Below are 14,061 nucleotides of genomic sequence, written 5' to 3' on the forward strand. Positions count from 1 at the left end.
CCAGCAGCGCCCGCGGGTCGGTGCCCTTGACCAGCCCGTGGGCGTGGTTGCGGTGGGTCGAGACGAGCGCGTCGTCGGTCCGCAGGACCCCGGCCATGCCGGCGGCGATCGAGGCCGGGGCGGAGGCCACCCCGACCGCGCCCGTCGCGGCCGCTCCGGCGCCGGCGGCGACGTCGCCACTCGGCCGCGCCGCGGGCGGCACGGGCCAGGTGACGGTCGAGCCGCTCAGCCGCAGCCAGCAGGTCGTGGCCCGGCGGATGCAGGAGGCGAAGTCGACCGTCCCCGAGTTCACCGTCTCGAGCGAGATCGACATGGGCGAGTGCGTCGCCCTCCGCGCGCGGCTGAAGCGGATGGCCGCCGAGGGCGAGCCGGTGCCGTCCTACAACGACATGGTGGTGAAGGCGGCGGCGCTGGCCCTGCGCGACCACCCGCGGGTCAACGGCAGCTTCCGCGAGGAGGGCTTCGCGCTCCACGAGCGGGTCAACGTCGGGGTCGCGGTGGCGGCCGGCGACGGCCTGCTGGTGCCGACCGTCTTCGACGCCGACCGGCTCTCGCTGCGCGACGTCGCGGCCCGCGGCCGGGCGCTGATCGAGGCGGTCCGCGGCGGCACGATCGCCCCCGACGACCTGGCCGGCGGCACCTTCACGGTCTCGAACCTGGGGATGTTCGGCGTCAGCGACTTCACCGCGGTCCTGAACCTGCCGCAGGCGGCGATCCTGGCCGTCGGCGCGCTCGAGCAGGTGCCGGTCGTCCGCGACGGCGCGCTGGTCCCCGGTCACCGGCTGCGGCTGACCCTGACCTGCGACCACCGGATCGTCTACGGCGCCGACGCGGCGCGGTTCCTGGCCCGGCTCCGCGAGCTGCTGGAGGAGCCGCTCGCGCTGCTCGTCTGACCGCGGCGGCCCCGCCCGCGCCGCCCAGCCGGCGGCTGCGACGTTCCGGTCCCCCAGCGACCGGAACGTCGCAGCGGCCGGCTAGCCGGGGCGGGCGGCGCGTCGCACGCGGTGGGCCTGGCAAGATCTCCGCCGGTGAGGGCGTGGGGAGCAGGGGGTCGGACCCGATCACGGGCGCTGGCGGTCGCCGCCGCGCTCGCGCTGCCGCTGGCCGCGGCGCCGGCCGCCGACGCGCTGCCGGTGCCCTCGGCGGCCGACATCCGCGCCTACAGCGACGAGATCGCCGCCGCCTGGGTGCCGCAGGTCGGGCCCGGCGGCGAGGTCGCCGATCCCGCCCCGCAGCCGCGGACCGCGGCCTACGGCAACGAGATGCTGGGCTACGCGATGCTGCGCCGCTACGCCCGCACCGGCGACCGGGCGGCGAAGCTGGCCGGCCTGCGGGCGCTGCTCTACCCGGCCAACACCACCGTCACCAACCCCTTCACGCTCTGGGCGCTGACCGAGGCGTTCGCGTGGGCCGACCGCAACCTCGCCGGCGACGCCGAGTGGCTGCCGGCGCGGGCGCGGCTGGTCGACTTCCTCTCCGGTCTGACCGGGACGATCGGCCGCTGCGTGCCGCCGCAGCCGTGCGTCACCAACTGGACGCTGATCGACGCCCAGGCGAAGCTGGCGCTGCTGCACCTGGGGCTGCCGGGCAAGCCGGGCTCGCTGATCGCCCGCGGCGCCGAGGTCAAGCGCGACGCGCGCGAGTTGCTGGGCGAGCGGATGCGCCACTCGGCGCCGGCCGCCGGCACCTCGAACTGGACCAACGGCCCGGTCCAGGTGCTCTCCGACCCCGGCGACGAGCCGCTCGCCTACCACGCCTTCTCGCTGGTCCAGCTCCAGCACGTGCGCGAGGACGACCCCGACCTGTTCCCGGCCAAGAACTGGACCCTGGTCGACGAGATGGCCGAGCTGCTGGGCGCGATGACCGCCCCCGACGGCCAGGTCGCCTGGTACGGCCGCTCGTTCGACGAGTCGTTCGCGTTGGCGGCGGCGCTGCGCGGGGCGGCCGGCGAGCTGTACTCCGGCTTCCTCTCCTCCAGCCGCGCCGGCGGGGTCCTGGCCCAGACCTGGCAGCGGCTGCTGGAGCGCCACGGCCGGGTTCCGGGCAGCGGCGTGATCGCCGTCGTGCCGGCCCTCCGCCAGCGGCTGACCTACGCCGGGATCGACGCCTACGCCGGGCTGGCGGTCTACAACGGCCTGACCCTGCTGCTGCTGGAGGAGGCCGCCGACCTGCTCGACCGGATCATCGTCCCGCGCAACGGCGAGGCCGCCTCCGCTCGCCGCGACGGGGTCCTGATCGACCGCCGCGGAAGCGGGGTGGTGGCGCTGCGCCGCGACCGGGTCTGGATCGGCGTCGCCACCCGCACCACCGACCTGCGGCGGTTCGCCCGCGATCCCCGCTACCGGGTCGGCCTGAACGTGCTCCAGGTCCGCGACGGCCGTGGCCGCTGGCGCAGCGTGCTGCCCGCGCCGCCGCCGACCGGCGAGTCGCTGCCGGCGATGCCGGTGCCGGTGGTGGAGGGACGCGCCTGCGAGCCCTCGATCACCGCCGTGCGGGTGGTCGGCGGCGCGCGGCTGTCGCTGCGGGGACGGTGGCGCTGCGGCCGCCAGCGCCCGCGGCTCGACGTCGGCCTCCGTCCCTCCGGCGGCGGCGTGACGGTGACGATCGCCGCCCGCCGCGGGTGGAAGCTGCGGGGCGCGCTCGACGTGCCCGGCGACGCTCGCGGACAGGCGACCGGCGCCCGCTGGCCGACCGGCCGGATCACCGTCCCGGCCGGCGCGACGGTCGCCCCGCTGGAGCCGCTGGCCGCACCCTCCTCCTCGCACGCCGAGCTGCGGCGGCTGCGCTGGTCGCTGCCGGTCCGCCGCGACCGCACCGTCGCGATGCGGGTCGCCGCCGGCTAGCGCCCCCGCCCGAACTGGCGCCGATCGACTCCGCTATCCGGGGCGGATCGCCACCGCTTCGCGACCGCAGGGGCCAGATGACGCCAGTTCGCCGGCGCGCGCGGCCGGCCGCCGGCCGGCTCAGGCGCGGGTCTGCTCGGCGCGGGCGCGGGCGCGGACCCCGCGGACGACGGCAACGGCCAGCAGCAGCACCAGCGTGACCGTCGTCGCGCGGCTGCGGCCGACGTCGGCCAGCTGCTCGGGCGTCAGCGAGGTCGAGAGCACCACGCCGAGCACGCCGAGGCTGGCGGCCAGCGTCCGCTGGGCCCGCCGCAGCGCCTCCGGCCAGTCGCCGGCGGCGATCGCCCACAGCGGCAGCACCAGCACCAGCGCCAGCGTCATCACCCCGAGCGCGTCGGCGCGGCCGTGGGTGGCGGTCACCGCCGGCAGCAGCGTCGAGACGATCGCGATCAGCGAGACCAGCCCGATCGTCAGCGGATCGCGGGCGATCGCGGCCACCCGCGCCACCGCCCGTCGCGGGCGCCCCGGTCGGCTGGCCACCGTCGCCGCCGGCTCCGACGCGGGCTCCGTGCTCGTCGCCTCCGCCGCCACGACCGCCTCCGGCTCCGATGCCGCGGCGGTGGCCGCCCGCCGCTCCTCCTCGGCCACCCACTCGGCGTAACGGCGGACGCCCTCGCGGAGCGGGGTCGCCGCCCGCCAGCCCAGCTCGGCCGCCGCCCGGTCGTTGCGGATCGTCGCGCCCCGCAGGTCGCCGGCGCGGCCCTCGCGGTGGACGATCTCGACCGGGGCGACCACGTCGCGGACCACCTCGGCCAGCGCGCGGATCGTCGTCGTCTCGTCGCTGCCGAGGTTGTAGGTGCGGCCGGCGGCGGCCGGGGCCAGCGCGCGGACGACGCCGTCGGCCAGGTCCTCGACGTAGACGAACGACCGCTCCTGCTCGCCGCCGCCGGCGATCGTCAGCGGCTCGCCGCGGCGAGCACGGTCGACGAAGCTCGGGATCACCGCCGCCGGCCGCGCCCGCGGGCCGTAGGGGATCCCGAACCGCAGCACCGTCGAGACCACCCCGTAGAGCTCGGCGTAGGAGCGGCAGTAGAGCTCGCCCGAGAGCTTGCCGGCGGTGTACAGGTGCGCCGGCAGCTGCAGCGGGGCGTCCTCGTCGACCTCCTCGGCGTCGACGTCGGAGTAGACCCAGACCGTCGACGCGTAGACCACCCGCGGCGTCTGCAGCCGGCGGGCGGCCTCGAGCACGCTGAGGGTGCCGATGCCGTTCAGCTCGGTCGCCCAGTGCGGCCGCTCCAGCACGTCGTTGACGTCGGCCGCGGCGGCCAGGTGGCAGATCGCCGCGCAGCCCTCGGCGGCGGCGACCACGTCGTCGACCGAGCGCACGTCCCCGATCACCGTCTCGACGGCGTCGGGGTCGTGCCACGGCGAGGGCCGCGCGTCGAGCAGCCGCGGACGGTGTCCGGCGGCGGCCAGCCGGTCGACCACGTGCGAGCCGATGAAGCCCGCCCCGCCGGTGACGAGGACGGTCGACGGGACGGCGACGTCGCGCATGCGCAGAGCCTAAGCCCCCCGTCGGCCGCCTCGGTGACGATCGCGTGGCGTCGGCTCGCTCAGGCCTCCGACAGCGGATGGGCGCCGGCCAGCAGGCGATCGCCGTCGACGGTCGCGCGGATCTCGCGCAGCCGCGCGACCGCGGCGGCCGGCACGCAGGCGTCGAGCGCCGTCGCGGGGGCCTCGGAGAAGCTGGAGAAGCGGGTGCCGGTCGCCCAGGCGCCCAGCTCCTGCTGCATCCGCCGCAGGTGGGCGGCGATCGCGTCGCCGTCGCCCGGGCCCATCGGCACCCCGACGCCGAAGAGCAGGAAGCGGCCTTCCAGCGCCCCGCGGACGCCGGCGCCGGCCGGGGCCTCGGCCAGCGCGCCGCCCAGCTGCCGCAGCTCGGCGGCCAGCAGCGGCGAGCCCGATCCGGCCCCGGCCAGCGCCAGGAAGGCGTCGATCGCGGCGTCGTCCAGCTCGTCGAGCAGGATCGCGTCGCTGACGCCCGGGGTCGGGGGCTCGGGGTCGCCGTGCAGCCGCAGCACGGCCAGCGACGGCATCGTCTGCCAGCCGCCGAGCAGCGGCGTCGCGGCGGCCAGCAGCCGCTCGACCAGCGCCTGGCCGTCGGCCGCCTCCAGCGCCACGCCGTCGACGCAGACCACCGGGGTCGCGCGCAGCGGCGGCGGCACCTCGTCGAGCGGCGGCAGGCAGAGGATCCGCAGCGAGGTGGTGACGCTGCGCGGGGCCTCGCGGGTCCACTCGTGCCAGGCCCGCACGACCGCCGGGGCGGCGTCGACCGGGAAGAACAGCGCCCCGCCGAAGACCTCGGCGATCGGCAGCGCGGTCAGCTCGACCGCGGTCACGATCGCGAACCCGCCGCCCCCGCCGCGCAGGGCCCAGAACAGGTCGGGGTCGCTGCCGGCGTCGACCCGGCGGGCGGCGCCGTCGGCGGTCACGACCTCGAACGCGGTCACGTGGTTGACGGCCAGGCCGTGCTCGCGGGCGTAGAAGCTGAGCCCGCCGCCGAGCAGGTAGCCGATCACGCCGACCGTCGGCGAGGACCCGTGCAGGACCGTCAGCCCGTGCGGCGCGCAGGCCTCGGCGACCTCGCCCCAGAGCGCGCCGGCCTGGATCCGGACCCGCCGCGCGATCGGGTCGACCGCGACCTCGCCGTCGTGGAGCGCGGTCCGCAGCAGCAGCGTGCGGTCGAGCGACCCGAGCGCGGCGGCCAGGTGGCCGGTCGCCTGGGCAGCGATCCGCAGGCCGTGGGCGCGGGCGTAGCGGACGGCGGCCTGGACGTCGGCGACCGAGGTCGCCACGCAGACGGCCGCGGGCCGTTGGTCGACCGCCAGGTTCCAGGCCCGGCGGGCGGTGTCGTAGGCCTCGTCGTCGGGCCGGACGATCAGGGGCGACGGCGTGGTCGGGAGGAGGGGCGTGCTCATGGCCAGCACTGTGCGGCAGCCGGCCCTCGCCGCCCATCCCACGCCCCGGGGTCGTCGCGCACCCCCAGGACCCCTCGATCGTGGGGTGGGGTGGGAACGGCCCCAACCTTGGGGTGCCCCCCACGATCTTGGGGTAGGCGGACTCCCCTCCAAGCCCTACCTTGCAGCCATGGGACGATCAGGGGGAGTGGGGACGCTGGCCGCGATCGAGCGGATCTGCGACAGCGGGCTCGGCGCGCAGGCGCTGCTGGAGGAGGTCGTGGCGCGGATCGTGCCGACCCTCGGGGCGGAGGCGTTCTTCGCCGGGGCGACCGATCCGGAGACCGGCCTCTGCATGGGCGCCGGCGTCGTCGACGGGATGGCGTCGAGCATCTGCGCGCCCTTCTGGGACCACGAGTTCTTCGTCCCCGACTACAACAAGTTCGCCGACCTGACGCCCGCCCGGCCCGCCGCCGACCTCCACGAGGCGACCGGCGGCCGGGTCCAGCGGAGCGCGCGCTGGCGGGCCTTCCACGGGATCTCCGACCTCGACGCCGAGCTGCGCGTGGCCTTCCACGACGGCGGCCGGACCTGGGGCGTGCTGCAGCTGAACCGCCACAGCGGGGCGCGGCCGTTCGCCCCCGAGCACCGCGAGCTGCTGGAGCGGGTGGCGCCGATGATCGGCCGCGGGCTGCGGACGGCGATGGTCGCCGAGCCGGCCGAGCACGGCGTCGGCCGCGGTCCCGGGATCCTGATCCTCGACGAGCGCGGGACGGTCGTCTCCTGCACCTCCGAGGCCGAGGCGTGGCTGGCCGAGCTGCGCGAGGGCGACTGGTGCGGCGGCGCGTCGGGGCTGCCGGTCCCGATCGAGGTCTTCGCGCTGAGCCTGACCGCCGGCGACCCGGCCCAGCCGGCCGCGGCCCGCCAGGCGCGGCTGCGGACCCGCAGCGGGATGTGGTTGATGGCCCACGCCTCGCCGCTCGGCGCCGGCGGCCAGGTGGCGATGGTGATCGAGCCGGCGAAGGCCTCGCAGGTGGCGCCGGTGATCGTCGAGGCCTACGGGCTGACCGCGCGCGAGGTCGACGTCACCCGGCTGGTCGCCCGCGGCCTCAAGACCGACGAGATCGGGGCCGAGCTGTACCTCTCCCCGCACACCGTCCGCGACCACCTGAAGGCGGTCTTCGAGAAGGTCGGCGTCTCGTCGCGCGGCGAGCTGGTCTCGCAGCTGTTCGCCGAGCACTACCACGGCTCGCTGGCCAGCTGCGCGGAGGACGGCGGGGCGCGGGTCAGCGCCCGCCTCGGCCGCCCGACGGAGAACGCCCGGCCGCTGCGCGACTGCGACCGGATCGCCGACTTCACCTGAGCCGCGGGTCAGCCGCAGATCCGCACGCTGCGCCCGACCCGGCGGGCGCGGCCGTCGGCCAGCGTCACCCGCACGTCGACCCGCGCGACCCGCCCGGGCCGCAGCCGGTCGCGGGCGACGGCGGCGGCGAACGGCGCCCGGCGGTCCTCTCCGGCGGCCCGCCGGTCGACCCGGAAGGCGGCCCGCCGGACGAGCCTGCGGTCGCCGCCGGTCAGCGTGGCCCGCAGCGGCGGCCGGGCGCAGCGGCGGTCGCGCGCGTCGCGGGCGCGGCGGTAGCGCAGCCGCAGCCCGACCCGGACCGGCGCCGGGGCGGCGGCGGGCGGGGCGGCCGCGGGGGCCAGGTAGGTGCGGGTCTGGGCGGCGACCGCCCGCACCAGGTCGCCGAGCGGCAGGTTGCCGTCGACGATGTGCAGGCCCCAGCCCGGCTCCGGCGCCGGGTTCAGGTGCGGGGCGCTGCCGATCGACCGGATCATCAGCACGTGGGCGCCGCCGACCCGCTCGCAGCGCCCGCGGTAGCGGTCGGCCGGCTGGACCCACGGCGTCGGCGCGCTCGGCGGCCGGCCGCCCAGGTAGAGCGCCACCAGGTCGAGCGCGATCAGGCCCAGCGGGTACTGGGCGGTCGGCATCAGGGTCTCGAACGGGCGGTCGGCGTTGGCCCCGAGCGAGGCCGGGTTGGTGCAGGCGACCTCGTACTCGGCCCCGCCGGGAAGGCCGGAGATCCGGTCCTCGCCGCTCGGCGCGCGGCCGAAGGCGCTGCCGTCCGGCGGCGGGGCGTTGAAGATCGAGTAGGCGATCACGCAGCCCGCCTGGCCGTCGCGGGTGCAGATCGGGATCCGCTGGAAGTCGCCGCCGCGGTCGCTGCCGCGGCGGGTCAGGACGTTGCCGCCGAGCAGGATCGCCGAGACCAGCTTCGACCGCACCGCGGGGACCGGGTCGATCTCGTCGTGGATCAGTCGCCGCAGCACGCCGGTCCCCTGCGAGTGCCCGATCAGGACTACGCCGCGGCCGTGGTTGTCCCGCGCCAGGTACTGCCGCCAGGCGGCCCGCACGTCGCCGTAGCCCAGCTCGCGGTCGGGGCGGGTGATCGGGCTGGCGAAGATGCTGAGGATCGTCGCCTGCCGGTAGAGCGGGGCGAAGACCCGGCAGACCGAGGAGAAGCGCTGGGCCTGGAGCCGGGCGATCGCGTCGACCTCGGGCTCGCGGGTGGCGGTGGCCAGCGGCGTCAGCTGGTTGCTGACCGTCGGGTAGACGTAGAAGCAGTCGATCGGCGGGTTGGCGGGCAGCGGCGGGTCGACCACGCGGGTGCCGCCGTCCGGCTCCTGGATCGTGGTCGTCAGCGGCTCGCGGCAGGGGTCGGGGGAGCGGTCGGGGCGGCAGAGCCAGGCGACGTCGGCCGCCGCCGCCGGCGCGGCACTGGCGCCCGCCCCGAGCCCGACCGCGACCGCCAGCACCGCGATCGCGATCGCGGCCAGCCGCCGTGGTCGTCCGAGCCCGATCCCCCCGCGCGCACCCATCGCGCGAGACTAGAAGATCGAGCGGTCGTGGACATCATGTGTGGACGACCTGTAGCGTGAACCGACGATGACGGAGACCGAGACCCCGACCCGCGTGGCCGTCGTCCGCGAGGGCGACCTGGCGCGGCTGCGGCTGATCGCGCCCCAGCGCCGCAACGCGATCGACCAGCGGTTCGTCGACGAGCTGGCGGCGGCGGTCGCGACGCTGCGGACCGCCGACGGCCTGCGGGCGCTGCTGATCGAGGCCGAGGGGCCGGCGTTCACCGTCGGCGGCGACCTCGACCACATCGCGCCCCGCGCCGACGACCTGGCCGCGACCCTCGACGCGATGATCGGCGGCTTCCACGCCGCGCTCGGCGAGCTCGGCGAGCTGGACCTGCCGGTGGTCTGCGCGGTCCAGGGTGGCGCGGCCGGGGGCGGGCTCGGGCTGCTGTGGGTGGCCGACGTGGTGGTGGCCGCCGACGACCTGAAGCTGGCGACCGGCTTCGACCGGCTGGGTCTGACCGGCGACGGCAACAGCTCCTGGTGGCTGCCGCGGCTGGTCGGGCTGCGGCGGGCCCAGGAGCTGCTGATCGAGGGCCGCGTGCTCGGCGCCCAGGAGGCCCGCGAGTGGGGGCTGGTGACCCGCGTGGTGGCGGCCGCGGCGCTGGCCGAGGAGGCGGCGGCGACCGCCCGGCGGCTGGCCGACGGGCCGACGGTGGCGCTCGGCCGGATCCGCCGGCTGCTGCGCGAGAGCGGCGACGTCGGCGTCCGCGAGCGGCTGGCCGAGGAGCACCGCGCGATGCGCGAGGTCGCCACGACCGAGGACGCCCGGGCCGGCGTCCGCGCCTTCGTCGCCCGCGAGCGGCCGCGGTTCCGTGGCCGCTGAGCCGACCGTCGAGGCGCTGGTCCGCCGCGCCTACCCGGCCCTGGGGACCGGCGACGAGGCGACGCTGCTGGCGCTGCTCGACCCGGCCTTCGTCGGGCGGCTGGCCGAGGGGATGCCGCTCGGCCTCGGCGGCGTCCGCGACGGCGCGCGGGCGATGATCGAGGACGGCTGGTGGGCGGTCGGGCGGGCGTTCGCCGTACGCGCCGAGCCCGAGCAGTGGATCGCCTGCGCCGACGGTCGGCTGCTGGTGCTGGGCGCCTACCGCGGTCGCCACCGGACCAGCGGTGGGCGGGTCGAGGCCGCGTTCGCGCACCTCTGGAGCGCCCGCGGCGGGCGGCTGGTCGAGCTGGTCCAGCTGACCGACACCGCGCGCTGGGCGGCCGCGGTCGACGGCTGAGCCAGGCTGAGCGGGCCGTCAGCGGTGGCGGATCCAGCTGGCGAACAGCGGATCGAGCAGCTGCGGGGGACCGCCGTCGCGACGGCCGACGTGCTGGCCGTCGTCGAGCAGCCGCTCGACCGCCCGTTGCAGCGTCGACCGCGGGATCCCGTGCTCGGCGGCGAGCACCGTCGAGGTCGGCGGGACCCCGTCGGCGAGCGCCGCGCAGATCACCCGCTCGCCGCGGTCGAGCGAGCGCCAGATCGCGTCGCAGACGTCGGAGACCTCGTCGCGCGCGGTCGCCACCGCCTGCTCCGCGGCCGCGGCCGCCGGCGCGCCGCGGTCGAGCCGGTCGTAGAGGTGGTGGGCCAGCAGCATCGTCCGCTGGGGATGGCCGCCGGCGGCGGCGACGATCCGCGCGGTCGCGTCGGCGACCCCGGGAGCGGCGGGGTCGGGCAGCAGCGCCAGCACCTCGCGGGTGGTCTCCTCGGTCGGCAGCGGCGGCAGGTCGAGCGGCCGGGCCTGGCCGAAGAACGGCCGCTGGCGGTCGGCGAACAGGACCCGCATCATCGAGGGCGAGCTGCCGGCGAAGACGTAGGCCACGCGCTCCCGCTGGTGCTGGACGACCGAGCGGAGCAGCCCGTCGAGCCGGTCGTCGGCGGTCAGCAGGTCCTGGAACTCGTCGATCGCGACCACCACCAGGTCGCCCTGCGCGGCCAGCTCGGCGGGCAGCTCCAGCAGGTCGCGGATCGCGGCCCGGCTCTCGTCGGGACCGGGGGCGCCGCGGGCGGCGCGCGGCGCCACCTGCAGCTGCAGCCCGCCGGGCCCGACCGTCAGCCCCAGCCGTGCCAGCCGGCCCTCGAGCAGGCCGGGACCGACGCCTGGCAGCTGGCGGAGCCCGTCGACGATCCGGTCGGCGACGTCGGCGACGGTCGCGACCCGGTCGAGGTCGATCAGGCAGGCGTGGTGGCCGGCGTCGCGCATCGCCTGCAGGTGGGCGCCGAGCAGCGTCGTCTTGCCGAACCGGCGCGGCGACGCCAGCCGCACCGCGATCCGGTCGGCGGCGGCCCGCTGGAGCGCGTCCAGCTCCTCGCGACGGTCGATCAGGCGCGCCGGGTCGAGCGGTCGCTGGTAGTGGAACGGATTCACCGTCCCCGATTGTACGCAAACCCGGAGCAATCCTGTTCGCAATCCGCGTACAGTTTGGTATGCGAGCTGCGTACAGCGAGTCGGCTTGCCCCGGCCCGGGGCGCTCTATACAGTCTGTCCGGACACGATGATTGTGGGTGGGGACGCCGACGACGGCGCCGCCGCTCGGAGACGAGGAGAGAGCCGTGCCGCACGCGATCCAGCCGCCCGAGACCGACCTGCTGCTGCCGCGACCGGCCGGCGACGCGGTCTGGGATCCGCACACGATCCACACCCACTACTTCGGCTTCGCCGTGCCGGAGGCGCGGATCGGGGCCTTCCTCTACGTCCGCTACCAGCCCGCGTTCCCGCTCAGCCAGGGCGGGGTCTGCCTGTTCCGCGGCACCGACAACGTGGCCCCGATCGACATCGACTTCCTCGACTACCAGATGACGATGCCGTGGCCGGAGGTCGACGGGACGACGATCACGACCGCCAACGGCCTCCGGATCGCGTTCCTGGAGCCCGGTCGCCAGGCCCGCGTGACCTACGCCAGCGCCGACGGCCGGACCTCGATCGACGTCACCCAGACGGCGGTCTCGCCGCTGCTCGCGCGCGGCCACGTGGTGCCGGGGGAGGAGGCGCACCACGCGAGCACCAAGCTCGAGCCGGGCGGCTCGGAGCAGTTCATGCACTGCGTCGGCGAGCTGGTGCTGGACGGCGAGCGGTTCGCCGTCGACTCGTACTACCCGCGCGACCGCTCCTGGAGCCAGGTCCGGACCGAGGTCCAGGGCGGCCAGGCGCCGATCCCGCCGGTCGGCTGGTCGCCGATGTGCTTCGGCGAGGACCTGATCTTCAACCAGATCAGCTTCGAGTCGCCCGACGCCGACCCGGCCTGGGCCGGCCACTTCCAGATCCCCGACGGCGCGCCGACCCACCACTTCGCCTGGGTGGTCCTCGACGGCGAGGTCCGCGAGATCACCCACGTCCGCCGCGAGGTGCTGGAGTACCACCCCGAGTCCTTCATGGCGATGCGGCAGCTGGTCGAGGCCCGCGACGAGCAGGGCGCCGAGTACCGCTTCAGCGGCGAGGCGATCGCCGCCGCGACCCTGCCGGCCTGGCCCAACGCCTCGTTCCACGACAGCGTCTACCGCTGGGAGGACGACCAGGGCCGGATCGCCCACTGCACCTACCAGGAGCTGTGGGCCGACCGCTACCAGCGGGCGATGAAGCGCCGCTTCCGCCCCGTCGCGGCCTGAGCGGGCCCGCCCGGCGCGCGCGGCCCGGCCCGGCTCAGCCCTCCGACGGCATCGGGGCGAGCGGGCGGCGGCTGATCTCGCGGGCTTCGTCGGTCGGGACGCCGATCGCCCGCAGCACCGTCTCGGCGTGCGGGCGGTCGGCGTCGGGGCCGTGGTGGCCCTCCAGCAACGACCGCATCAGGGTCAGCGCGCCGCCCACGAGCACGGTCAGGGTGACGTCGACGTCGCTGATCTCGAAGCGGCCGCTGGCGACGCCGCGGTCGAGCGCGATCCGGCCGAAGGGGTGGGTGGCGGCGGCGAACAGCGCGTCGGCGTGGCTGAGGTTGACCAGCAGCCGCGCGAACTCCGGGTCGTCGTAGGCCAGCCGTACGAAGCGGCGGTTGGCGACGCTGACCAGGATCGCCGGGTCGGCGTCGGCCGGCGCCTCGTCGACGACCGCCGCGGCGAGCGCCTCGAGGCTCTCCGAGACGATCGCCTCGACCAGCTCCTCCTTCGACTTGAAGTGGTTGTAGAACGACCCGAGGGCGACGTCGGCGGCCTCGGTGATCTCGCTGATCCGGAGGCCGGCCACGCCCTTCTCAGCGATCAGCTCGCGGCCGGCCACCACCAGCCGGCCGCGGGTCCGCTCGCGCCGCCGGTCGCTGCGGGACGTCGGCTTGCCCGGCGTCGCCGGGTCGTCGGGGTCGGTCGCTGCGCGTGCCATCACAGTGAAAGATACCTCACTCTTGAAAGTTCTTTCATTAATCGGCTAGGGTGCCGGCAGCGAGCGCCGGAGGAGCGCCCGCGAACGAGAGCGTATGCCCACGGCGCGCCTCGTCCCCGCCAGCCCGGAGGACCCCGTGACCCTGCCCGCCACCAGCGTGCTCGCCGCCGCCGCCGTTCCCCAGCACCCGAGCACGGAGATGCCCTACACGCCGGAGGTCATCTTCACGATCTTCCTCGGCATCCCGGTGGCGATCGGCGTCTTCTTCGCCGTCCGCCACCTGCTGACCGGACGCGGGCCGCTGCTGCTGATGTGCCTGATCGGCGGCGGCATCGCCTGCCTCTTCGAGCCGATCGTCGACGTCCTCGGCCTGGTCTACATCCGCGAGGGCGCGTCGACGACGACCTTCTACTCGATGGGCCGCGACTTCCCGCTGTTCATCAACTTCGTCTACATCTGGTACGTCGGCGGCCTGGCCTACCTGGCCTACCGGATCTACTCGACCGGCGTCTCGCGGAAGGGGCTCTTCGGGCTCTACCTGATGGACGTCTGCATCAACATCTTCCTCGAGAGCCCCGGCGTGCTGATGGGGGCCTACGAGTACTACGGGCCGCAGCCGCTGAACTTCTGGGGCCTGCCGCTCTGGTGGGTCTGCGTCAACCCGCTGATGCCGCTGATCGCCGGCGCGCTGATCTACCGGCTGAAGCCGCACCTGCCCGGCTGGCGGATCGCGCTGGTGATCCCGATGATCCCGATGGCCGACGGGATGGCCAACGGCGCGCTGGCCTGGCCGATCTGGACGACGCTCAACTGGGACGCGTCGATGGTCGTCACCCACCTGGCCTGGCTGGTGTCGCTCGGGCTCGCCCTGACCGCCGTCTGGATCCTGTCGTTCGTCGTCGCCCGGCCCGAGGAGGAGGTGACGATCAGCTCCAAGCTGGGGCTGATCAAGGCCGCGATCTTCGGCGTCCCCGACGAGCAGCCGGCGGCCGCTCGCGCCGCCGCCGGCGAGCCGTCCCCCGTCGCGGTCGGCGCGGCGTCCTGACCCAC

12 protein-coding genes are annotated in these 14,061 nt (G+C 76.0%); 7 read left to right on the forward strand and 5 right to left on the reverse strand.

All coding sequences use genetic code 11. The features are described 5' to 3' along the window. Positions 1-95 precede the first annotated feature (95 nt). Positions 96-893, forward strand: coding sequence for a 2-oxo acid dehydrogenase subunit E2 (locus SH587_RS17025; protein ID WP_320671839.1), 798 nt, complete (start codon positions 96-98; stop codon positions 891-893). Positions 894-1,028: 135 nt separating this feature from the next. Next, the gene (locus SH587_RS17030; RefSeq protein WP_320671840.1) at positions 1,029-2,843 is read left to right on the forward strand and encodes a hypothetical protein; all 1,815 of its coding nucleotides are present in this window, start codon (positions 1,029-1,031) and stop codon (positions 2,841-2,843) included. Positions 2,844-2,963: 120 nt separating this feature from the next. On the opposite strand, the gene SH587_RS17035 is transcribed toward SH587_RS17030, so the two are convergent. Together SH587_RS17035 and SH587_RS17040 are read right to left on the reverse strand one after the other, a co-directional pair. Further along, positions 2,964-4,397 carry an NAD-dependent epimerase/dehydratase family protein gene (locus tag SH587_RS17035; protein ID WP_320671841.1) on the reverse strand — a complete coding sequence of 478 codons (1,434 nt, stop codon included), beginning with the start codon at positions 4,395-4,397 and terminating at the stop codon, positions 2,964-2,966. Positions 4,398-4,456: 59 nt separating this feature from the next. Next, a complete protein-coding gene (locus tag SH587_RS17040; RefSeq protein WP_320671842.1) occupies positions 4,457-5,821 on the reverse strand; it encodes an FAD-binding oxidoreductase in 1,365 nt (454 codons plus the stop codon). Between the two features lie 169 nt (positions 5,822-5,990). On the opposite strand from SH587_RS17040, the gene SH587_RS17045 reads away from it, so the two are divergent. Then, complete coding sequence (locus tag SH587_RS17045) at positions 5,991-7,163, forward strand: LuxR C-terminal-related transcriptional regulator (protein ID WP_320671843.1); 1,173 nt, start codon at positions 5,991-5,993, stop codon at positions 7,161-7,163. Between the two features lie 8 nt (positions 7,164-7,171). Here SH587_RS17045 and SH587_RS17050 read toward each other — a convergent pair whose 3' ends face one another. Then, positions 7,172-8,677 (reverse strand): DUF3089 domain-containing protein, encoded by a 1,506-nt coding sequence (locus tag SH587_RS17050; RefSeq protein WP_320671844.1) that lies wholly within the window; start codon positions 8,675-8,677, stop codon positions 7,172-7,174. A 67-nt stretch (positions 8,678-8,744) separates the two neighbouring features. Between SH587_RS17050 and SH587_RS17055 the strand changes: the two genes are divergently transcribed. Together SH587_RS17055 and SH587_RS17060 are read left to right on the forward strand one after the other, a co-directional pair. Continuing rightward, entirely contained in the window at positions 8,745-9,545 is an 801-nt protein-coding gene (locus SH587_RS17055) for an enoyl-CoA hydratase/isomerase family protein (RefSeq protein ID WP_320671845.1), read from the forward strand. Further along, a complete protein-coding gene (locus SH587_RS17060) occupies positions 9,535-9,942 on the forward strand; it encodes a nuclear transport factor 2 family protein (protein ID WP_320671846.1) in 408 nt (135 codons plus the stop codon). The genes SH587_RS17055 and SH587_RS17060 overlap by 11 nt, the downstream gene beginning before the upstream one ends. 18 nt (positions 9,943-9,960) lie before the next feature. Here SH587_RS17060 and SH587_RS17065 read toward each other — a convergent pair whose 3' ends face one another. Continuing rightward, positions 9,961-11,070, reverse strand: a complete 1,110-nt coding sequence (locus SH587_RS17065) for an AAA family ATPase (protein ID WP_320671847.1) — start codon at positions 11,068-11,070, stop codon at positions 9,961-9,963. Between the two features lie 185 nt (positions 11,071-11,255). Here SH587_RS17065 and SH587_RS17070 point away from each other — a divergent pair, with 185 nt between their 5' ends. Continuing rightward, complete coding sequence (locus SH587_RS17070; protein WP_320671848.1) at positions 11,256-12,308, forward strand: DUF7064 domain-containing protein; 1,053 nt, start codon at positions 11,256-11,258, stop codon at positions 12,306-12,308. Positions 12,309-12,342: 34 nt separating this feature from the next. Here the strand turns inward: SH587_RS17070 and SH587_RS17075 are convergent, their stop codons facing one another. Next, a complete protein-coding gene (locus SH587_RS17075) occupies positions 12,343-13,011 on the reverse strand; it encodes a TetR/AcrR family transcriptional regulator (protein WP_320671849.1) in 669 nt (222 codons plus the stop codon). Positions 13,012-13,210: 199 nt separating this feature from the next. On the opposite strand from SH587_RS17075, the gene SH587_RS17080 reads away from it, so the two are divergent. Next, positions 13,211-14,056, forward strand: a complete 846-nt coding sequence (locus SH587_RS17080; RefSeq protein WP_375341782.1) for a hypothetical protein — start codon at positions 13,211-13,213, stop codon at positions 14,054-14,056. The last annotated feature ends 5 nt before the right edge of the window (positions 14,057-14,061 follow it).

This window comes from Patulibacter defluvii (assembly GCF_034096925.1).
Taxonomy (GTDB): Bacteria; Actinomycetota; Thermoleophilia; order Solirubrobacterales; family Solirubrobacteraceae; genus Patulibacter; species Patulibacter defluvii.